The sequence below is a fragment of the Gemmatimonadota bacterium genome (assembly GCA_040882465.1).
Lineage (GTDB): Bacteria > Gemmatimonadota > Gemmatimonadetes > Longimicrobiales > Gaopeijiaceae > JBBEBG01.
Map to the genome: position 1 here is coordinate 225,975 of JBBEBG010000026.1, position 19,662 is coordinate 245,636.

General features: G+C 64.8%; 21 protein-coding genes. 13 read left to right on the forward strand and 8 right to left on the reverse strand.

Annotated features, from left to right (window positions below):
- Window positions 1–27: 27 nt before the first annotated feature.
- Genes WEG36_08960 through WEG36_08975 form a run of 4 tightly spaced genes read right to left on the reverse strand, consistent with a single transcriptional unit; the run spans window position 28 to window position 2,470 of the window.
- Entirely contained in the window at window positions 28–822 is a 795-nt protein-coding gene (locus tag WEG36_08960; GenBank protein MEX1257735.1) for a PH domain-containing protein, read from the reverse strand.
- Window positions 819–1,319: a PH domain-containing protein gene (locus WEG36_08965; GenBank protein ID MEX1257736.1), complete on the reverse strand. Its 501-nt coding sequence runs from the start codon at window positions 1,317–1,319 to the stop codon at window positions 819–821. The genes WEG36_08960 and WEG36_08965 overlap by 4 nt, the downstream gene beginning before the upstream one ends.
- Entirely contained in the window at window positions 1,316–1,519 is a 204-nt protein-coding gene (locus WEG36_08970; protein ID MEX1257737.1) for a hypothetical protein, read from the reverse strand. Before WEG36_08970 ends, WEG36_08965 begins: the two co-directional genes overlap by 4 nt.
- Before the next feature lie 9 nt (window positions 1,520–1,528).
- On the reverse strand, window positions 1,529–2,470 hold the full coding sequence (locus tag WEG36_08975; protein ID MEX1257738.1) for an SPFH domain-containing protein: 942 nt from the start codon (window positions 2,468–2,470) through the stop codon (window positions 1,529–1,531).
- Between the two features lie 394 nt (window positions 2,471–2,864).
- Here WEG36_08975 and WEG36_08980 point away from each other — a divergent pair, with 394 nt between their 5' ends.
- Window positions 2,865–4,187 (forward strand): DUF222 domain-containing protein, encoded by a 1,323-nt coding sequence (locus tag WEG36_08980; GenBank protein MEX1257739.1) that lies wholly within the window; start codon window positions 2,865–2,867, stop codon window positions 4,185–4,187.
- Between the two features lie 280 nt (window positions 4,188–4,467).
- On the opposite strand, the gene WEG36_08985 is transcribed toward WEG36_08980, so the two are convergent.
- Complete coding sequence (locus tag WEG36_08985) at window positions 4,468–4,734, reverse strand: hypothetical protein (protein ID MEX1257740.1); 267 nt, start codon at window positions 4,732–4,734, stop codon at window positions 4,468–4,470.
- Between the two features lie 137 nt (window positions 4,735–4,871).
- Between WEG36_08985 and nirK the strand changes: the two genes are divergently transcribed.
- From nirK to WEG36_09030, 9 genes are all read left to right on the forward strand, one after another.
- A complete protein-coding gene (gene nirK, locus WEG36_08990; protein ID MEX1257741.1) occupies window positions 4,872–6,326 on the forward strand; it encodes a copper-containing nitrite reductase in 1,455 nt (484 codons plus the stop codon).
- Window positions 6,327–6,457: 131 nt separating this feature from the next.
- Window positions 6,458–6,835, forward strand: a complete 378-nt coding sequence (locus WEG36_08995) for a metalloregulator ArsR/SmtB family transcription factor (protein ID MEX1257742.1) — start codon at window positions 6,458–6,460, stop codon at window positions 6,833–6,835.
- A 2-nt stretch (window positions 6,836–6,837) separates the two neighbouring features.
- On the forward strand, window positions 6,838–7,278 hold the full coding sequence (locus tag WEG36_09000) for a VOC family protein (GenBank protein MEX1257743.1): 441 nt from the start codon (window positions 6,838–6,840) through the stop codon (window positions 7,276–7,278).
- Between the two features lie 22 nt (window positions 7,279–7,300).
- Complete coding sequence (locus tag WEG36_09005; GenBank protein MEX1257744.1) at window positions 7,301–7,816, forward strand: SRPBCC family protein; 516 nt, start codon at window positions 7,301–7,303, stop codon at window positions 7,814–7,816.
- Between the two features lie 176 nt (window positions 7,817–7,992).
- On the forward strand, window positions 7,993–8,355 hold the full coding sequence (locus WEG36_09010; protein MEX1257745.1) for a hypothetical protein: 363 nt from the start codon (window positions 7,993–7,995) through the stop codon (window positions 8,353–8,355).
- A gap of 81 nt (window positions 8,356–8,436) precedes the next feature.
- Window positions 8,437–9,399: a sulfurtransferase gene (locus WEG36_09015; GenBank protein ID MEX1257746.1), complete on the forward strand. Its 963-nt coding sequence runs from the start codon at window positions 8,437–8,439 to the stop codon at window positions 9,397–9,399.
- Window positions 9,389–10,636 (forward strand): YeeE/YedE family protein, encoded by a 1,248-nt coding sequence (locus WEG36_09020; protein MEX1257747.1) that lies wholly within the window; start codon window positions 9,389–9,391, stop codon window positions 10,634–10,636. The genes WEG36_09015 and WEG36_09020 overlap by 11 nt, the downstream gene beginning before the upstream one ends.
- A 40-nt stretch (window positions 10,637–10,676) precedes the next feature.
- A complete protein-coding gene (locus WEG36_09025; GenBank protein MEX1257748.1) occupies window positions 10,677–10,916 on the forward strand; it encodes a sulfurtransferase TusA family protein in 240 nt (79 codons plus the stop codon).
- Window positions 10,916–11,428, forward strand: a complete 513-nt coding sequence (locus WEG36_09030) for a rhodanese-like domain-containing protein (protein ID MEX1257749.1) — start codon at window positions 10,916–10,918, stop codon at window positions 11,426–11,428. Before WEG36_09025 ends, WEG36_09030 begins: the two co-directional genes overlap by 1 nt.
- A 351-nt stretch (window positions 11,429–11,779) precedes the next feature.
- Here WEG36_09030 and WEG36_09035 read toward each other — a convergent pair whose 3' ends face one another.
- The 3 genes from WEG36_09035 to WEG36_09045 form a co-directional block, all read right to left on the reverse strand.
- Window positions 11,780–12,931, reverse strand: a complete 1,152-nt coding sequence (locus tag WEG36_09035; GenBank protein MEX1257750.1) for a polysaccharide deacetylase family protein — start codon at window positions 12,929–12,931, stop codon at window positions 11,780–11,782.
- A 108-nt stretch (window positions 12,932–13,039) separates the two neighbouring features.
- Window positions 13,040–14,368 carry a hypothetical protein gene (locus WEG36_09040; GenBank protein ID MEX1257751.1) on the reverse strand — a complete coding sequence of 443 codons (1,329 nt, stop codon included), beginning with the start codon at window positions 14,366–14,368 and terminating at the stop codon, window positions 13,040–13,042.
- Window positions 14,369–14,415: 47 nt separating this feature from the next.
- Window positions 14,416–16,635, reverse strand: a complete 2,220-nt coding sequence (locus tag WEG36_09045; protein ID MEX1257752.1) for a glycosyltransferase family 2 protein — start codon at window positions 16,633–16,635, stop codon at window positions 14,416–14,418.
- A gap of 509 nt (window positions 16,636–17,144) precedes the next feature.
- Here WEG36_09045 and WEG36_09050 point away from each other — a divergent pair.
- Genes WEG36_09050 through WEG36_09060 form a run of 3 tightly spaced genes read left to right on the forward strand, consistent with a single transcriptional unit; the run spans window position 17,145 to window position 19,543 of the window.
- Window positions 17,145–18,989, forward strand: coding sequence for a carbamoyltransferase (locus WEG36_09050; protein ID MEX1257753.1), 1,845 nt, complete (start codon window positions 17,145–17,147; stop codon window positions 18,987–18,989).
- On the forward strand, window positions 18,962–19,369 hold the full coding sequence (locus WEG36_09055; protein MEX1257754.1) for a hypothetical protein: 408 nt from the start codon (window positions 18,962–18,964) through the stop codon (window positions 19,367–19,369). Before WEG36_09050 ends, WEG36_09055 begins: the two co-directional genes overlap by 28 nt.
- 21 nt (window positions 19,370–19,390) lie before the next feature.
- Window positions 19,391–19,543, forward strand: coding sequence for a DUF5989 family protein (locus tag WEG36_09060; GenBank protein ID MEX1257755.1), 153 nt, complete (start codon window positions 19,391–19,393; stop codon window positions 19,541–19,543).
- Window positions 19,544–19,662 lie beyond the last annotated feature (119 nt).

A 19,662-nucleotide genomic window follows, 5' to 3' on the forward strand; every position in this document is an offset into this window, starting at 1 on the left:
TCCTCGAGAACCGGGTTATAGCCCGGCTCAAGGCGCACCCAGCCCCGCGATCTCCTCGCGAATCTCTCGTAGCGCGCGAAGATGATCGGGACTCCACATCGCCACCACCACCCCTTCCTCGTCCGGCAGCTCCCCAAGCCCCGTCCCGCGCGACCGCCGCACCCGGTCCATGATCAGGTCGCGGATCTCCGCGGGGTCGTCGATCCCCTCCATGATCGCCTTGTTTCCGACCGCGTACCGATTCGCCTCCCCGGGCCCCGCGGCTCCGGCCGTCTCGATGACGATCGTCCAGATTCCGAAGAAGTACTGCAAAGGCCCCCGTGTCAGATGGACATTCTGCACGTTCTCGAAAGTGATGGTGTGTTCGAGGATGTTCCAGATTCCTCGGCGGCAGCGGAGGCTCCGGGCATTCATCACATACCACATCGTGTCGTACTTCAGGTGGACCGCCACGTACGCCACGACGTCCGGGACGATCGCGAGCACCAGGGCCGGTGCGGCGAGGATCACTCCCATCTCGCGATCCGCGATAAAGATGCCGAGCCAGGCGAGGCCGATGAGCGCATCGATCGCGAGCGCGGCAACCCAGAAGTAGAGCTTCAGGTACCGGAGATAACTCCGCGACGGATGAAAGCTCCGGGGCACGTCTCCTGGGAGACTCGGGAGCTCCGGAGGCGCCCCGGGGATCTTGAAGGCGCTCGAGAGCCGTTTCCAGAGTCCGCGATAGACCCACTCCGCCGCCCGCTCGACGCCGCGGCGATCAGACTCTTCGTGCGTGACCGCGTTCGGCCCTCGACCTTGGGCGCGATCCGCGCCGCTCATGACCCCGATCCGGACGTGTTGGAGGACAATGCGCGGAGCGCGTCCCTGATCTCCCGGAGAATGGCGAGCGCCTCGTCTTCCCCGGACGTTCCCGGTGACCGGACCCCCTCGTCCTCCCTCGCTCCCTTCATCCGTTCATAAAGAAAGTCGCGGAGCGGTTCGGGATTCCGGATCCCCTCGATCTTCATCGTGGGTCCAGAGGTCCCCGACGCAGTCTGGATGGGCACCTTCGCGAGCCCCATCCATCGCTCCAAGAGGTTTCGATTGACGTGGATGTCCTGGATTCTCCGGTACGTCAGGTAGACTTCGCGGCGGAAGAAGAAACCCCACGACATCTTCACCCCTTCGTCGTCGAACTCGTACCGAAGGGTCTTGAAGCGGATGAAGAGAGGAATGAAGACGACCGGGAAGGCGATGAGCGCGCAAAGCGAGACGAGCACGTAATAGGTGAGGAGCGAGTCGTCGGGGCGGGTGATCGCGCGCGGATCCGTCGTCATTTCACCTCGCCTCCTTTCCGAGCTTCGATGGTTGTCTCGCCCTTCGATCCCGCCTTCAGCCGACCGGCCTCCTTCAGAGCCCTGCGAAGAATGAACTCGATCTGACCGTTCACGCTCCGGAGCTCGTCGTCCGCCCAACGGCGCACGGCGTCGAGCGTCTTCGGGTCGACCCGAATCAGGAAGGCGTCGCGCTCGGCCACCGGACTCGCTTACGAGTAGAGGGACCCGGTATTCACTACGGGCTGAACATGCCGATCGCTGCAAAGGACGACGAGGAGGTTCGACACCATGGCCGCCTTTCGCTCGTCGTCGAGGGTGACGATCCGGTCCGCCTCGAGCTGTTCGAGGGCCATCTGGACCATTCCGACCGCCCCCTCCACGATCCTCGTCCGCGCCGCTACGACCGCGCCGGCCTGCTGGCGCTGGAGCATCGCCGCTGCGATCTCGGGAGCATACGCCAGATGGCTGATTCTCGCCTCCATGACCTCAACGCCCGCCCGCTCGAGTCTCTCCTGGATGTCGGCCCGGAGCTGATCGGAGATGTCCCCCGTATTCCCGCGCAGCGAGACCTCGTGGTCCTCGCTGTCATAAGGGTGCCGGCTCGCGAGGTTCCGGAGCGCCGATTCGCTCTGGGTTGCGACATAACCCTCGTAATCCTCCACCTCGAGAAGCGCTTCGGCCGTTTCCACCACGCGCCAGACGACGATCGCGGAGATCTCGATCGGGTTTCCGTCGCGGTCGTTCACCTTGGAAGGTTTTCCGCCAGTACGTCCATGTGTCTTCACGACCGAGCCCGAAGCCGACTTCTCTTCGTGTTGTGTCGCCGTGGAACCCGTCTCGAAGTTTCGAATTCGGAGAGAGACCTTCTTCTTCGAGAAGAAGGGATTCACCCAGTAGAAGCCGGACTCCTTCACGGAGCCCTTGTAGAGGCCGAAGAGAAGGAGGACGCGCGCCTGATTCGGGGCGATCGCCATGAAGCCGAAGAGGCTGACGACACCGGCCGGCATGAGGAGCAATCCGGCGACGATTGCGGGCCAGAATCCGGTGATCCCCCCGTACGCGATGACCGCAGGGCTGCCGGCGATCATCACGATGCAGGCGAAGAGGGCGGGCCATCCGGAGCGAGGTCGAACGGGAATTTCTCTGACCATGGGAGAGGCTCTCCTTGGGATACGTTATCGTTATACTATCTTTATGATATCATACCCTCCGGCTCCCGGTCAACCTTGCCGTTCAGCTCTCGGCCTGCCGCCTCGGCCTGCATCCAGTCAACCTGTCCCAAACTCCCATGGACGCTCTTTCGAGCCGCGAAGTCCCGCGGTCCGAGACCGCCCCGCGGAAGCCCACCATGAACCCTGGCGTGGCCCCTGAGCCTCGTCGAGCATAGCGGACCTTCGGAATTTCGAATTCGAGGCCGCCGTTGTCGCTTGAAGCCCCCTTTCCGGGCCTCGAAAATTCGCCACTTACATTGTGATCGAGCGGACTTCAGCCCGGCGCGCCCTTGCCCCGGGCCGAACCATTCCTCACGATGCCGAGCCCCCATCCATGATCCAGATCGCGTCGCACTCGACCTCCGATCCGCGTGCCGAAGGCCTCACCGCGACTCCACTCACGACGTGCGCAAACAATCTGTCGAGTCTCGGCGATGAGATCGCGGCGCTGGCCGTCCACCTGGACGCCGCGAAGTACCGGCTGCTCGTACGGCTGCGCGAATTCGACGAAAAAGAAGGATGGGCGGGATTTCGGAGCTGCGCTCATTGGCTGAGCTGGCGGACATCGCTCGCGCCCGGGGCGGCGAGAGAGCAGGTACGCGTGGCTCGAGCGCTGGGAGATCTGCCCCTCCTGAGCGAGGAAATGCGTGTGGGCCGCGTCTCTTATTCGAAGGCACGCGCGCTCACGAGAGTCGCGAACCGGGAGAATGAAGCGAACCTCGTGCAGTTCGCGAAGCACGCCACGGCGACCCAAGTGGAAAGGCTGGTGCGGGGCTGGCGCCAGGTGGACCGCTCGAAAGAGGTCGAAGAGGAGCGGGCGCGCCATCGAGGCCGCAGCCTGACCCTCTTTCCCGATGCCGACGGAAGTTGGGTGGTGCGGGGCCGATTGGACCCCGAAGTGGGAGCGTTGCTCCAGAAGGCTGTGGAGGCGGCAGCGGAGATTCTTGATGCGAGGAAGGAGCGGGTCTCGGATGCAAACTACGCCCCCGTCGAAGAACAACCCGCTCTCGAGCGCCGGTGGGCCGATGCCCTCGGGCTCGTTGCAGAGGCTGCGTTGGGGGAAGGGATAGACCAGCGTGACCCGGGGCCCCGAGAGGTGGGGTCACCACGCTTGGAGGTCGAGAGCGGGCACCGATCGACAAGAGCGGGGCGGCGCGCGGATCGATTCCAGGTCGTCATCCATGTGATGCCTGACGATCTTCGCACCCCAGGCAGAGGCGCCGAACTGTCCGCCTGCGGAGGGTTAAGGGCGGGCCTGGATCCAGGAACCGGACTTCCCGGACGCCTCCTCGGAGACGACACGCGCGTCTCCGCGGAGACGTGTCGGCGAATCGCCTGCGACGCGAGCCTCGTCCCTATGGTGCGTGGAAAGGTCGCTTCGGCGGCGGTCAACGCCCCGAACGGCGTGCTCGACGTGGGGAGACGGCGCCGGACCGTCCCGCCGGCCCTTCGCCGGGCACTCGAAGCCCGCGACGGGGGGTGCCGGTTTCCCGGGTGCGGCGTGAGTCTCCGTTGGTGCGACGCGCACCATGTCATGCACTGGGCCGACGGCGGAGCCACGAAGCTCGATAACCTCGTCCTCCTTTGCCGCTCATTCCGAAGTCGGCATGATGCTCCGTCCATCACCGAGCGCTCCACGAGGAGGGTTATGAGATGACGCTGACGGAGGGGGGCGCGACGCAATTCCGCCAGCCCGACGGTGCGTTCATTCCCGAGGTGCCCGTCTCCCCACGGGCTCCCGACGACCGGGTCGGAAGCTTTGCGGAGGAGCACGACAAGATGGGGATCGAAGTCACACCCTGGTCGTCCACTCCGTCCTGGCTCGGCGAGCCCTTCGATCTCGACTGGGCTCTGGGGGCGCTTTGGGTGCCGCGGGAGGTTGCGGCCTCGGACCCTGAACTGAGGGACGCGAGGGGCCATGCGTGCACCGTGGGAACTCAGGTGGAGTGCTCCTCCGGCTCATCCCACTCCGCCTCCTCCCAGAACCGGTCTTCAGCCTCGCGGATCTCTTCCTCGTCGAGCGGCTCGTCGTCCGCGGCGACCGAGCCCCCCGTTTCGACTGAGCCTTCTTCGAGGATCTCGCGGAGAAGTTCGTCGGTCATGACGGGTACCCTTCCCTCGCGGACGTTTCGTACCTGACGCCGCCGGCGCCACCAGGCGAAGACGACCAGAGCGGCCAGGAGGGCGAGAGCCACGGGAGTCATACGTAGCGAACACTCATGCACCCCGGCCGGGTCCTCCGAATCCCGATTGTTAGAACGTTCTCCAAGCCCCATTCTGTGGAGGTTGGCCCCCGGCCATCGATTCGAGCGCCAACGACCCACTCGAACCAGGAGGCCCGATGCCCGCTCTTGACGCCCGCCGCAGACTCCGCGCCCTCCCCGCACTTCTCCTCGCCCTCATGTTTCAGGGGTGCGGCGGTGAGCAGGCCCCCGACGCGGCGGCGGACGCATTGCCGGGCATCGAGGTGATAGCCGAGCTGGTTCCCCCTCCCGGGGTCCCACAGGCACTCGATCGGTCCGAACCCGCGACGGTCATCGTCAACCTCGAGACGAATGAGCAGACGATGCGGCTGGCGGAAGGGGTGGACTACACCTTCTGGACCTTCGGCGGAAGCGTTCCCGGTCCCTTGATCCGCGTGAGGGTGGGGGACCGCGTAGAGTTCCGGTTGAGCAATCACCCCTCGAGCCAGAACCCTCACAACATTGACCTCCACGCGGTGAACGGACCGGGCGGCGGGGCGGTCTCCTCGCTGGTTGCGCCCGGACGGTCCGCCACCTTCGCGTTCAAGGCCCTGAATCCGGGCCTTTACCAGTATCACTGCGCCACGGCGCCCGTGGGTATGCATGTCGCCAACGGGATGTACGGCCTCATCCTCGTCGAACCCGAGGAGGGGCTTCCTCCGGTGGATCGGGAATACTACGTGATGCAGGGAGAATTCTACACGGCTGGGGCCTATGGCAGCCCCGGGCTGCAACCATTCGACATGCAGAAGGCGATGGCGGAGGATCCGCCCTATGTGGTCTTCAACGGAGGGGTCGGGGCCCTCTCCGGCACCAATGCACTGACCGCCGAGGCCGGCGAGACGGTGCGGCTCTTTGTGGGGAACGGCGGTCCCAACCTCAGCTCCTCTTTCCACGTCATCGGCGAGATCTTCGATCGCGTTTGGGTGGAGGCGGGGACGATGGTGAATGAAAACGTCCAGACGACGATGATCCCGGCGGGCGGCGCCGCGATCGTCGAATTCGAAACCAACGTTCCAGGTGATTTCCTCCTCGTGGATCACGCGCTTTTCCGGGCGTTCAACAAGGGAGCGCTCGCGATTCTCGACGTGGGCGGCGCCGACGGCGAAACGGTGTATTCGGGGCAGATCACGGAAGGTGTCTACGAACCCGAAGGAGGCGCGATTCAGAGCTTCGCGGCGGCCCCTCCCCCGCCCACCGTGGCGGCGTCGGTTGAGGAACGGATCACTCTCGGGAGCGCCATTTACACGCAAAGTTGCGTCGCTTGTCACCAGGCCACCGGCACGGGGTTGGGCGACGTATTCCCGCCCGTCGCCGGCTCGGACTATCTGAATGCGAACGTGGCCCGCGCGATCCGCACGGTTACGAACGGTCTCTCGGGACCGATCACGGTCAATGGAATCGAATACCAGGGGCAGATGCCCCCGCTCGGACTCACCGACGAGCAGGTCGCGAACGTGTTGACCTACGTCTATAGCCAGTGGGGGAACTCGGGCGCCGTGGTCACGCCGGAGGAGGTGCGGGCGGCGCGATTCGTGACCGTCCCTAACTGACCTCGGTTGAGCCGGGCGACGGCAGCGGCATTCATGCTTTAGACAGCATCACGCGGCTCTTGACGTTTTCGTCACGGAGACGTATATAACCAGTTAGTTATGTATCACGACCACTACTCTCAGCCGACTCGATGAAGCCTGCCGGGCGCCTCGACGCCACCTTCTTCGCCCTGGCGGACCCGACCCGTCGTGCGATCCTCGCGCGCCTCGCGAAGGGGGAAGCGGCCGTGAACGAGTTGGTGGCGCCATTCGAGATGAGCCAGCCGGCGATCTCGAAACATCTCAAGGTACTCGAGCGCGCGGGCCTCGTGTCGGTGGGATACGACGGACAGCGCCGCCCGCGCCGGCTCGAACCGGAGCCGCTCGAAGCCGCCACGGAGTGGATCGAGCGCCACCGGGAGGTCTGGGAAGCGAACTATCAGAGGCTCGACGCCCTGCTCGCGGAGCTCCAGGCCGTGTCGCCCGCGAGGCAGAAGCACGAGTCTCGCCGTCCCCGCTCAGGAGCCTGACCATGTCGAAGATCACCCCCTTTCTCTGGTTCAAAGTCCCGCTCGACGAACCGATCGCGTACTACCGATCCATCTTCAAGAACTTCCGCTTGCTCCACGACTCGCCCCAGATGGCGTCCTTCGCGATCGAGGGCCAGCGGTTCCACGCCCTGTACGGCGGCCGCCATCACGACTTCAACGACGCGGTGTCCTTCTTCATCGACTGCGAGGACCAGGAGGAGGTGGACTACTTCTGGTCACGTCTCTCGGCAGACGGCGGTGCCGAGAGTCGGTGCGGCTGGCTGAAGGACAAGTACGGCCTCGCGTGGCAGGTCATCCCGAAGGCCCTGATGCAGTATCTCAGCGATTCCGACCGGGCCAGAGCCGAGCGCGTGACCCAGGCGATGCTGAAGATGAAGAAGATCGACGTGCCCGATCTCGACCGCGCCGCCGCGGCCGGCTGAGCGGCTCAAGCGGAGATTTTGCATGCCGACGAAACCCGAAGGTGCCCAGGTGTCGCTTCCGAGCGACCGCGAAGTCCTCGTCACGCGCGTTTTTTCCGCGCCGCGTGCGCTCGTCTACACAGCCTACACGACGCCCGACTTGGTCCGAAGGTGGCTCCTGGGACCCCCTGGGTGGACGATGCCGGTCTGCGAGATGGATGTCCGCGTGGGAGGCAAGTTCCGGTGGCTCTGGAAGTCGGAGAAGGACGGGAGCCAGTTCGGCTTTCACGGGGAGTTCAAGGAGTTGGAAGTGCCCGCCCTGATCCGGCACACCGAGATCTACGATCCCGGCGACGTCGGAGGGAGCATGAGGGAGGCCGGCGAGGCGATGATCACGGTGTCCTTCGAGGAGCGAGGTGGCGTCACCACTCTCACGACGCGGATGGACTTCGGATCGAAGGAGGCGAGAGACGCCGCCATGGCGACCGGAATGACGGACGGGATGGAGATGAGCTACCAGCTCCTGGATGCGCTGCTAGGAGAGCGCTCGGCAGGCTGACGCGGCGCGGCGCGTAGCGGATTGCGCGCGGATTCGAGCCGCTCCATCTTCGGATCGGCGTTCGGGACGCCACCGGTCCGCGGAAAGGGCTGCGCCCACCTGGAAGGACGAGGAGATCATTCCAACCTCTTTCGGGCCGATCGTGCGGACACCGGCCGATCACGAAGGAGGCAAGCATGTCCGAGCGTTTCCGCCCTACCCTCCCGCCGCACCCCGATTTCGACCAGCAGAAGAAGCTCGCGAAGGAATTGCTGCGCGCCTTTCGCGCGGGCAAGGTCGAGGCTCAGGCGCGCATCAGCGAGCAACTGCCCGGTAAGGTGCGAATCACCCTCGCGGACGCCCAATTCGTTCTCGCCCGCGAGTACAACTTCGGGAGTTGGGCATGCTCGACGCCGAGCACCACCAGACGCCCGCCGGTTGGTGCTTTTTCGGTTCGCGCCATGGCCCAAACGGAGAGCACGCGGCAGTCGCTCGCCTCCTCTATGCTGCGGCCGCTCGGCCGCACGCGAACGACTTCGACGATCCGAGTCCGGCGGTGAGGGCCATGATTGCAGGCGAGGGTGAGTTCCCCTACCGCCTCGCCGACTCTGGGGAAGCGGAGGAAGAGGAGTCCTGAGCCGGTGCGGGTTGACTCCATCCTCGGGATCGGGCCCTTCGGCGACCGGACCGAGGGGCTCTTTTTTCTTGGCCGGGGAGCGGCGGCCAGCGAGATTGGCCCCGCGGGACAAATCGTCGGACTGGGAGATCATTCGATGACGTCGAACGCCGAGCCGCGACCAGGGGATGTGGATGTCCGGGACCTCCCGGGCCTCCTCGCCGCTCCGTCCTGGCTCGCGGAACGGGTGGGGCGACCGGGCCTTCGCGTCGTGGATCTGCGCGACTCCGATGCGTACGAAGCGGGTCACGTTCCAGGGGCCGCGCACCTGAACCTCTCCGAGCTCGGTGCGACCGTGGCCGGATGTGAAAACGTCCTCATTCCTCCCGCGGAGCTCGGCGAGCTCATGGCCGCCTGCGGAATCTCGAACGGGGACGCAGTGGTGGCGTACGACGACCAATGGGGGCTCGCGGCCGCCCGTCTCGTTTGGGCGCTCCATCGGTACGGGCACGAGCGCGTCGCCGTGCTGGACGGGGGGTGGGACCGCTGGCACGACGAGGGAGGGCCGGTGGGCGAAGGAAAAGAGCGGCTCCCCCGAGGAAGCTTCGAGGCCACGCCCCGGCTCGACGTCCTTGCCGATGCCGACTGGATCGCCCGGCGGATCGAGGACGGCAACGCCATCCTCCTCGACACGCGGACGCCGATGGAATTCGAGCGGGGTCATCTCCCCGGGGCCATCGTCTGGGACTGGTTCAACGCCGTCCCCACCGCGTCGTGGAACGTGTCGCGCGATCCGGAGGAGCTTCGCGCCGAGTGGCGCACGCTCGGGGTCGAACCGTCCGGCGAGATCGTCGTCTACTGCAGATCGGGGATGCGGGCCGCACACACCTGGCTGGTGCTCAGGAACGCGGGCTTCTCGCGGGTGCGCCTGTATGACGGGTCCTGGCAGGAGTGGGTGATGAGGGGTGGGGGCGGCGATGGCCGCTGAGACAGCGCGCCCCGGAAGGGGGGCTGCGGGCGGGGGCGCACCTTCCCACGGCGCGCTCCGCGCGGTCGCGGCCTGGCTGCTGGCTGCCGTCGTCTGGGTGGCGGCGCACGGCTACGACACGCAGTTCTCGAGGTTCTGGGTCTTCGGACTCGCCTTCGGGTTCGTCCTTCAGCGCGGGCGTTTCTGTTTCGCATCGGCCTTTCGCGACCTCTTCCTGCTGGGCCACGGGCGCACCATGAAGGGGGTCCTCCTCGGTCTCGCGGTCGCGTCGGTCGGGTTCGCCGTCGTCATGGCCCGCCAGATCCCCAACGCATCCCTCGGCTTCGATCCGCCGACCGCGAACATCCTTCCCATCGGGGCGCACACGGTACTCGGCGGGCTCCTCTTCGGCGTGGGCATGGTGCTCGCGGGCGGCTGTGTCTCCGGGAGCCTCTACCGCATGGGCGAAGGTTACGTCGCCTCGTGGGTGGCCTTCGCCGGAGTCATGGGCGGGCTACTCGGCTCGAGCTACACCTGGAACTGGTGGTGGGAGGCGTCCATCGCGAGTGGCCCGCGTATCTGGTTGCCGCGCTTGCTCGGGCACCCGGGGGCGCTGGTCGCGACCCTCCTCGCGCTGGCGGCCACCTTCGTCTGGGTGCTCCGGATCGAGCGCCGCGCCGGCGTGGTCCTGCCGGCGGTACGCCCCGCGGACGAGGCTTCGGAGAGCGTGACCGACGACTTGAAAGCGATCGGCCGGGGCGTGTTCGTGCGGGGCTGGCCGGTCCTCGTCTCGGGTGCGGTGCTGGGCGCGCTGAACGTCCTCCTCTTCACCGCGCAGGAGCCCTGGGGATTCACGGGGGAAATCGCCCGCTGGACGAGCGGGCTCGCGGGATTGTTCAGCGCCCCGCCACCGGTTCCCGCCGGGGCGAGCGAGCTCCCCGGGTGCGTGCTCGTCCCCCTGGACGGCTCGATTCTCAACCACATGACCTTCATGGTCGGCGGGATGTGGTTCGGCGCCTTCGCCGCTGCGCTCGGGGCCGGGGAATTCAAGCTGCGGATCCCGAGGCGGCCCGTGAGGTACGCACAGTCCCTCGGCGGCGGGGTATTGATGGGGTACGGTGCCGGAATCGGCATCGGATGTACGATCGGAGCCTTCTTCTCCGCGGTGCCGTCGCTTGCGGTGAACGGCTGGGTGTTCGCGGTCTTTCTGGGGGTCGGTGCCTGGCTCGGCACCCGGATCATCGGTAGAATCGCGTGAGGCCTGGATTCAATTGGACGGAGCGAGAACCGGATCGCACATGGCGCAGAGACTGGACGTGAGGGGCGAGATCTGTCCCTACCCGATGATGCGCACGGTGACGGCGCTCAAGAAGCTCCCGGCGGACGAACGAATCCTCGAAGTGATCACGGACCACGCCCCCGCGCTCGACACGATTCCCACTCAGGCCGCCCGACTCGGTTTTCGGACGGAGGTGGACGAGGTGGGTGGATCCGAGTGGCGCCTGGTGCTCACGCGCGCGGCGGCGGACGTAAGATAATGGCCCGGCTCGAGCGCACCGGCGGGACGAACGGAACCATACAGCAACGGGGAGTGATCGTGAGACTCGAAAGCATTGCCGCATGCGTCGTGGCCTGCGCCGTCCTCGGCGGTTGCGTGGCCGGGGCTCCGGAGGCCGAAGCTCCAGAAGCCGACGCCCCCACCGTGGTAGGGGAAAGGGTGACCGTCGACGGAGGCGAATACACGAACATCGCCGTTCCCGAGCTCCAGGCGATGCTCGAGGACAAGGACTTCCCGCTGATCAACGTTCACATCCCGTACGCTGGGGATCTCCCCGGCACGGACGACTCCATCCCCTACAACGAGATCGGGAGCCATCTGGACCGGCTGCCGGCCGACAAGGGCGCGAAGATCGTCCTCTACTGCCGGACCGGTCCGATGAGCGTGACCGCTGCTCGGGAGCTGGTGACCCTCGGGTACACGAACGTCTACAATCTGGTCGGCGGAATCACAGCATGGATCGAGTGGGGACTGCCACTGGCGGGCACGTAACGCCAATTCACGCCAGAGTTGGCCGATGATCCGGGGGCCGGGGCGGACCGAGGATGGTTCGCCGCCTCCCGACTCAAGGGATGAGGGCGGGTACCGGCGTCATGCGGTCTACGTCACCGTGCCCGAGGCGCCCGCGGAAACCCCATCCCCGGCAATAAATGGCGTCTCCGGTGGTGGCGCCGCGGGTGCGCGGGGATCCGGCTGGAATGACTCGCCGCTGGTGGCCGCCGCTCACGAGCGCAGGCACCGCTCTGTCGGTGGTCGTTCCCTCACGGAGTCGGCCGCCGGCCTGGCCAGTCTGTTCTTCCACGAGAAACGGGCCGCTCCCGCACCCATTCCGGCCTGCACGTGTCAACGGTACCTGACAACGATCTCTCCCCCGTCCGGAACGGCTTCGAATACGATGCGGTTGTCACGACGTTCATGACGGAGAACGTTTTCCGCCTGTGACAGCGCCATCTGGCCCCGGCCGGACGGAACCGTCAGAGCGATCGTCAGAGGCTGGTTGTACAGCGCATCGTCCGCAAGTTCATCCGAAAGCGTCAGCGTCATCCCCACATCTGTCTCTGAGTTCAAAGTCAGGCGCGCCGACCTTCGCTCCCTGTGGTATCGCAACGCCTTCCCGAATGTCGTCACCCACGTAAGAGACTGCCGATCCTGAACGATATTCAGATGTTCATTCAAGAGATCCTCGGATATCGGTTCCCACCAGGCATCCTCCACCGTGTCGGAGTGAATGCTGTGGTAGACGAGGATGTAGAGACCACCTGTTTCGATGGCAAAATCGAGGGTCTGGGTGAAGTCGGCACGATCGCGGATCACATATGCGTCCGTCGCGGAAATTCGGTAGTATTCTCGTTCGTCCGCAGCGAAGTCGTAGGGCATCACTGCGATAACCGGGTCGTACTTTCGGGCTCCCACGAAGTCCGAGCTTATCAGGTAGTCGATCGTCTCGGAGCCATCATAACCGAAGGGATACGCAAAGGTCGTTGGCACCACCCCGATACGCGCTCTGATGAGTTCATTCGCCCCCGCGATTTCGTGGTCCAGCCGCTCCAACATCGTCGGTGCGGGCCCTCCGCCGCCGCCCCCGGTCGGGGCTACGAGGCGGACATGTGACTGTGTATGATTAGCGATCTCGATCCCATTTCTCGCCGCGATATCCAGGTTGAGGTAGTCCTGGAACTCCGCATTTGCGGTGGTTACGAAGATCGTGGCCTCGATGCCGTGCCCAACAAGCATGGGAATTGCGAGCTCAGCTTGCCCTGGCGAAAGGTCGTCGAAGGTGAGGACGGTGGCGGAGCGCTTGAACTGAAACCACTCGGCGATCTCGTAGTCCAGGCCGTTCTCCAGGCCGGCTTGGCCTCCTTCCGCTTGGCCTGAGACGCCCGTGGCGGCGTCGCCCTCTTCCCTCGTGTTCGCATCGGGAGAGGTCCGCCCACACCCCGACAGCAACAGCGGGACGAAGCCGAGCGTGAGCCACATCGAAGTCTTGCTCTTCACCTGGAAGCTCCCCTGATGGTCACAGGCGGGCGCGTCGGGACTTCAGTCCTGACGGCGCCAGCGACGTCCGAGCCTTCTCGATCCGTCGGATCTGCGCGATCCTCCCACTCACTTTCCAAGACTCAGCCTCTCGACCAAGGCTTCCGCCAGAACGCGGTTGAGTGCCCCGGAGTGGTGCCAGTCGTCGTCCGCGACCCTCCAGCGGCGCTCACTGAAGTCGACGATTCCGCTCAGGTCGATGACGGGCACCTGCTCGGCCTCGAGTGCCTTTTTGAGACGAACCACCGTCTCGGCCTGGTCTGCGGTCGAAACCGGAGCCATGACCACGTAGAAGTCGACCTCCTCAAAGAGTGGCTGGAGGCGATCGGCTACTGTCCGGAGGATACGCGCGGTCAGGACGAAGTCCCCGTCGCCGTACCGCAAAGGCAGAACCAGACCAAAACGACTCAGGATGTTCGAGCGATTCCAATAGTGTTGCGCGAGCGTCCGAAGGGGCCGCGCACGGAAGAAGCTCCCGAGGCGCACGGGTTCGCCGGCCGCGCCCAATTCGTAGTAGGAGAATCCCTTCCCCCACACCGGCGCGACCTGACTACTTCCCACGACTCGGCCCATGTGCGCGGGGATGAATGTGTAGATCGCGATCCCTCGGCGTTCGGCGACTTCGCTTGCGAGGTCGCGCACGTCCAGTAGGTCGAGAGCCTGTGTCGGGCCGTAGCCGTGCATCCCGTAGTTGTACGGATGACTATCACCCGCCATGGAGGCGACCGCGGCCGGGAGCGTTTCTTCCTGATTGAGCCCCTCTCCAAAGGTGTTGGAGTCTCCAAAGAAGAGGAGGAACCGGTCCGACGACCGTCCACCGGTCCCCGGGGTTTCCCGCCGGCCCAAGGAGTCGATCCGATAGGTGACGTCGTACGCAACCTCGCCGTCCACCATGCTTCGATGACGAGCAGTCACGGCGGGGGAAACCACATAGCTCAACACCTCGTCGAATTCGTAGTACGACCTGGCGTCGACCGGCTCCGGCTCGCCCTCGGCAATTGGCCAGGGCGGCGGCATGAGCCCCAGCACGGTCTCCACTCCCAGCCCCAGTGCGATGAGAAGCGCCAGGTTGACCTGAATCAGGCGCGGCAAGACGGCGACGGCTGCGAAGCCCAGGGTTCCCAAGAGCGGCACGGCATGCAGCAGATGGAAAGCGAGCGGGTCGCTTTCCAAGGCGCCCAAGTGGATGCCGTCCGGGCCGACGGCGTGGATGCCCAGCGCGAGGAACCCCGCGTGAAGCGCCGCAGTCAGAGCACAAGTCGCGCGGACCGACGCACCCTTTTCGAAGGAAGGCAGCCTGAGGATCGCGAACCCGGCTGCGACTGCGAGTCCCGCCCCCAGTAGACCGTGGACCGGGGACAGGGGCGCCAAGAGCGCCAGTGTCGGGACCGCGGTCATCGGCGCAATCAGGCGCCCATACGGCCACATCGTGTCGGCGACTCCGGTCAGGGTGAGCGGCTCTTGCGAGCCGCCTTTTGGGGTGCCCCTTCCCTGAATCCACGGGATCGAAGGAGGATGGAAGCCCGCGTCGGGATCGGTGATTCCGCTAGCGTGCGGGGAGGCGGTCGCCTTTCGGTGGCGGCACGCCGCAAACTGGTCCACGCCAACCGAAGGTCTTCGCGGGTTTCCTTGATACCCACAAGGTGCGTCATCGCGTACGCGAGGAACGCGCCATTAAAGGCCGCGAACGCCGAGTGAGCCCACCGCCCGAAGAAGAGGTCCACGATTGAGTTGACGAAGCAGTAGACAAGAAGGCCGATTGGAGCCAGGAGATAGAGGGCCTGCACGAACGTCCGCGAAGCGATCTTCGGCGTGCGTCCAAAGGGCGTCTTGCGTCCCGTCATCGCCTGGCGGAGAGACATGCCCACGCCGGCGAGGTGGACAGGGATCAGGAGCAAGTTGAGTGCATAGACCCGGAATACGTCGGTCCAGCTGTAGCCGGACAGCGCCTGGTCGCGCGCATAGAGCGCGAAATAAGGGAGGGCGGTCAGCGGAAGCCAAAAGCTGCGCATGGCTTCCTCGAACGGATAAAGGATCAGAAGGAGGACTCCCAAGCTGCCCCCCGCCAGGGAGGTCAGATAATGCGTGCGCACGAACGCTTCTTGCGGCCGCACGAACGGAAGTGCCCTTCCCAGAATGTGGCGCAGGAGCTTGGGAAGAATGATCAGCCCCCCATTCGCCCAGCGGCGCCGCTGGATGACCAGGGCGCCGAAATCCGGAGGGGTCGCGCTGTAAGCGAGGCGGTTCGGGTAGTTGTACAGACTCCACCCCCGCTCGATCAGATCGATGCTGGATTCCGTGTCCTCGATCACGGTCCGGTCCTGAATGAACCGAATTACCGGGTAGCCCCTTTCGACCCCGGGGACGGCGATTTCATCCAGGGCCGCTCTGCGGATAAGGGCGTTCGCGCCAACCCAATAGGTTCCCGCACACCAAGTGAAGCCCTGGTGGACGATATGCTGAACGTCGGTGGTCGATCCTGCCAGCCGTTCAAGCCGGCTCGTGGCCCCGGGAAAGGCGCTGTACGGCGTCTGGATGACCGCGAGACGTTCTCTTCCCGGCTTCCGCATCTCGTGGATGAGGCGCAGGGCGTAGTCATTAAGCAGGGCGCTGTCCGCGTCGAGCGTGATCAGCAACTCGGCTGCGGGCACTTCCAGGTCCGCCTCGGCCTCGGTCGTGGGCACGAGGTGCAAGCCGTCGGCCTGCCTGACCTTCTTGAATCGCCCTCCCATGAGCCCGATGTAAGCATTCAGGTTCATCGCCTTGTTCGCTTCGTGGGAAAGGTTCGTGTAGCCCTTTCGCTCGAAACTGGTGATGTCCGTTCGGAAGAGAGTCGCAAGGCGGCGATACTCTCGGTCAAGATCTGCGGGACTGAGCGAACGCCCAGTCCCCGTCGCGGACCTTCTCAGCTCCGCGGCTCGCTCGCGGTGGAGAGCCGCCGGATCGCGGAGGATCCTTGCAATGACGAGATCGTCGCTGTGGTCGAAGCGTGGGGCCCCATCTGCGAACTCCTCCAACCAACGCGCCGCCTCGTCATAATGCGCCGCAAGGGCGTGGCACTCTGCAACGTTTTCACACGTTCCGCCCTCCTTACGAGCGAAGTACCTGTCGCCCGCATCGGTGAAGCCCTTCGCCAGTGGGGCGAGCAGAGCGGAAAGGCGCTGCGGCAGATCCCGTGCGGCGGCAAGCCCGCGAGCCGCTTCGGGGGTGCTGGGGTTCGGCGAATCGTCAATCAGGAGGACGATGCTCTTGCGTGGGTACTCCATGAGGGCCGCGGAGAGCAGCGTTTGCCAAATGACCCTCTCCTCCTCCCGATACGATGGCACCAGCACCGTGAGCCAGGGAGCAGGCGCATCGTAGAGTCGCTCGAGCGCCTCCCTCGACGCCGGACGGTGGGCCCGACTTCGGACGAGTGAGCCAAGGCGCGCCACCTGGTAGACCAGGTTGCCGTAGATCAGGAAGTAGACGATCGCAATGAAGATGCCCTGTTCGGCGATCCCCCAGGCGCCTCCTCCCCGAATTCGATCCCGAAGCGTGCCGCCGACGTCGCTGCCCAGCATCACCGCGGCAACCATCGTGACCCCGAGCGCCAGGAGTGTCAGCGCGATTTCGCGCCGGAACCGCGATTCGCAGGAGATCCCGGTCGCCGGACGCGTGGAGGTCATAGGCCTTCGGGAGAACTGCGTCTGGTCGGCGTTAAGGCGGACGTTGGCAGGTAGGTTGAAAAGTGAGTAACCTCTCGAAGACCGACACCAAGTGTCAAGCCGCCGGCCTTGAAGCCCCCGGCAAGGGTTTGGCCGCTCGGGCAAGGCGAATGGAAATCTGCAATCGGTATGCCGGGAAGTTTGGGGCTCGCCCCAAGAGACACGGAGGACTGAGATCGTTGATGAGGCGGGCTTCTTGGGAGGCCGTTATCATGTCCGCCGGATGGAGCCGGGGCGTATCGTTCGCAGTGTCGCGACGGCACCTGTGGCGAGCAATCACCAGGTAGGGTGGTCCTGGCGGCGTTGGTTGCCAACCGCCGCGCCGTCTTTCGGGATTCGACTGAATCGAGCACTCGTCGCTGCCGGCCGCCCTATGGGCCCAGTTCTTGCGCTCTTGCGGCCCCCGCCGCACCTGCGAGCCAGCACTGATCCGATCGCGTGGGGACAGCGACCAGAATGAGTCAACCTGAATGAGCGATCGAGTGGACGGCCGACAAGTGCGCGTGCTCGGCATTTCGGCATTTTACCACGACAGCGCCGCATGCCTAGTGGTCGATGGCAAGATCGTGGCGGCCGCATCTGAAGAACGCTTCACTCGGATCAAAGGCGATTCCGCGTTCCCCATTCGAACCATCGAGTTCTGCCTCGAGCAGGGGGGGATCGAGGCCAAGGAGCTCGACGTCGTCGGCTTCTACGACAAGCCGCTGCTCAAGTTCGAGAGGATTCTGGAGACCTACGTGGGGGTCGTCCCGCGTGGATTCCGGTCCTTCTTGATGGCAGGGCCTCTCTGGATGAAGGAAAAGCTGTTCATGGAGCGTGAGATCCGCCGCTCCCTCGGATACGACGGAGAGCTCCTCTTCGCGGAGCATCACGAATCCCATGCGGCAAGTGCCTTTTTCCCCTCGCCCTTCGACGAGGCCGCCATCCTCACGTTGGACGGAGTCGGGGAGTGGGCGACGGCGACTATGGGTGTGGGAAGGGGGAACGACATCGAGCTGTTCCGGGAGCTGCATTGGCCGGACTCTCTCGGCCTCCTCTACTCCGCATTCACATACTACACCGGATTCAAGGTCAACTCGGGGGAATACAAGGTCATGGGGCTGGCGCCTTACGGGGAGCCTCGGTTCGTGGACCTGATCTTGGATAGGCTGATCGACCTCCGTCCAGACGGCTCGTTCAGGATGAATCAGGACTACTTCGGCTACCTCACCGGCCTGACCATGACGAACGGGGCGTTCGACGAGCTCTTCGGAGGCCCTCCGCGGAAGCCCGAGTCATTGCTGACCCAGCGTGAGATGGACCTCGCACGCTCGGTCCAAGAAGTGTGCGAAGAGATCATGTTACGGATGGCCCGCACCGCCCATCGCGAGACTGGCCTCGATCGTCTCTGTCTTGCCGGGGGAGTCGCCCTCAACTGCGTCGGGAATGGTCGGCTCCTCCGCGAGGGTCCTTTCAAGGAGATCTGGATCCAACCGGCCGCCGGAGATGCCGGTGGAAGTCTTGGTGTCGCGCAGCTCATCTGGCATCGCCATCTGGACCGCCCACGCGCGGTGACGCCCGGAAGGGATTCGATGAAAGGATCTTACCTGGGACCCGAATTTTCGGAGGCCGAGATCGAAGAGTATCTGACGGGGGTGGGCGCGGTATATCGGAAGCTCGAGCGGAACGAACTGAACGAGCGGGTTGCGGCCCAGATGGCGGAGGGAAAGATCGTCGGGTGGTTCAACGGTCGGATGGAATTCGGGCCGAGGGCCCTCGGTGCCCGAAGCATCTTGGGAGATCCGAGGAATCCGCACATGCAGACCCAGATGAATCTGAAGATCAAGTTCCGGGAAAGCTTTCGCCCATTCGCTCCCAGCGTACTTCGGGAACGAGTCGCCGACTACTTCGAGCTGGACGTGGACTCGCCTTACATGCTTCTCGTGGCGCCGGTCAAGGAGGAGCGTCGAATCCCGATGTCGGAAGCCTCGGGCAAGCTTTGGGGAATCGAGAAGCTGAAGGTGCCGAGATCGGACATCCCGGCGATCACGCACGTGGACTACTCTGCGCGGGTGCAGACCGTCGACCGAGAGACGAGTCCCGACTATTACGACTTGATCCGGGCCTTCGAGGGGCTCACCGGCTGTGGCGTTCTCGTGAATACTTCCTTCAACGTGCGTGGGGAACCCATCGTTTGCACGCCGGAGGACGCGTATCGCTGCTTCATGCGCACCGATATCGATTCGTTGGTCCTCGGCCGCTTTTTCCTTGCGAAAGAGGACCAGCCGGCATGGAAGGAGGAATCCGATTGGAAAACACAGTTCCAGCTCGACTGAGCGCCCACGAGGGCAAGAAATTCGCGCTCACGGTGGGCGCGGCCTTCCTCGTGCTGGCCGGCGTTGCCTGGCGGAGGGATCATCTCAGGGTCGCGGGAGGGCTCGCGGCGCTGGGCGGACTCCTGGCGATCGCCGGTGTCCTGATTCCCGGCCAGCTGGGGCCGGCTTATCGGGCATGGATGGGCTTCGCGCACCTCCTGTCCAGGATCACGACACCCATCTTTCTAGCCGCCACCTATTACCTTGCGTTTTTCCCCACCGGGATGTTGATGCGACTCTTCGCCCGCAACCCGATGGTCCGGAAGCCTGTGGATGGAAGTTATTGGGTGGACCGCCCCGACGGCGCGGGACGGCGGAGTGACCTCGAGCGGCAGTTCTGAACGGGACTACAGAAGGATGAGTTGATGAGCCTGATCAAAGAGCTGTGGGCCTACATGCGATCGCGAAAGAAATACTGGCTGCTGCCGATCCTCGTGGTGATGCTCCTCGTGGGGTCGCTCCTGGTGTTCGCGCAGGGCTCCGCGCTCGCGCCGTTCATCTATACGATCTTCTAACCAACGGCGAGCGACGCACGCGAACGGCCGCCGTTCTAGTCGAGCCCCTCATGGGGACACGTCATCATGGCGACCGAGGCTGGGCCGCGTTCGATTCGCCTCCGGAATTCGCTCGACAA

Excerpts from the sequence above, each read along its gene's own strand:
- WEG36_08960 (MEX1257735.1), bottom strand. The coding sequence starts at position 822 with ATGAGCGGCGCGGATCGCGCCCAAGGTCGAGGGCCGAACGCGGTCACG.
- WEG36_08965 (MEX1257736.1), bottom strand. The coding sequence starts at position 1,319 with ATGACGACGGATCCGCGCGCGATCACCCGCCCCGACGACTCGCTCCTC.
- WEG36_08975 (MEX1257738.1), bottom strand. The coding sequence starts at position 2,470 with ATGGTCAGAGAAATTCCCGTTCGACCTCGCTCCGGATGGCCCGCCCTC.
- WEG36_08980 (MEX1257739.1), top strand. The coding sequence starts at position 2,865 with ATGATCCAGATCGCGTCGCACTCGACCTCCGATCCGCGTGCCGAAGGC.
- WEG36_08985 (MEX1257740.1), bottom strand. The coding sequence starts at position 4,734 with ATGACTCCCGTGGCTCTCGCCCTCCTGGCCGCTCTGGTCGTCTTCGCC.
- nirK (MEX1257741.1), top strand. The coding sequence starts at position 4,872 with ATGCCCGCTCTTGACGCCCGCCGCAGACTCCGCGCCCTCCCCGCACTT.
- WEG36_08995 (MEX1257742.1), top strand. The coding sequence starts at position 6,458 with ATGAAGCCTGCCGGGCGCCTCGACGCCACCTTCTTCGCCCTGGCGGAC.
- WEG36_09000 (MEX1257743.1), top strand. The coding sequence starts at position 6,838 with ATGTCGAAGATCACCCCCTTTCTCTGGTTCAAAGTCCCGCTCGACGAA.
- WEG36_09005 (MEX1257744.1), top strand. The coding sequence starts at position 7,301 with ATGCCGACGAAACCCGAAGGTGCCCAGGTGTCGCTTCCGAGCGACCGC.
- WEG36_09010 (MEX1257745.1), top strand. The coding sequence starts at position 7,993 with ATGTCCGAGCGTTTCCGCCCTACCCTCCCGCCGCACCCCGATTTCGAC.
- WEG36_09020 (MEX1257747.1), top strand. The coding sequence starts at position 9,389 with ATGGCCGCTGAGACAGCGCGCCCCGGAAGGGGGGCTGCGGGCGGGGGC.
- WEG36_09025 (MEX1257748.1), top strand. The coding sequence starts at position 10,677 with ATGGCGCAGAGACTGGACGTGAGGGGCGAGATCTGTCCCTACCCGATG.
- WEG36_09030 (MEX1257749.1), top strand. The coding sequence starts at position 10,916 with ATGGCCCGGCTCGAGCGCACCGGCGGGACGAACGGAACCATACAGCAA.
- WEG36_09040 (MEX1257751.1), bottom strand. The coding sequence starts at position 14,368 with ATGACCGCGGTCCCGACACTGGCGCTCTTGGCGCCCCTGTCCCCGGTC.
- WEG36_09045 (MEX1257752.1), bottom strand. The coding sequence starts at position 16,635 with ATGACCTCCACGCGTCCGGCGACCGGGATCTCCTGCGAATCGCGGTTC.
- WEG36_09050 (MEX1257753.1), top strand. The coding sequence starts at position 17,145 with ATGAGCGATCGAGTGGACGGCCGACAAGTGCGCGTGCTCGGCATTTCG.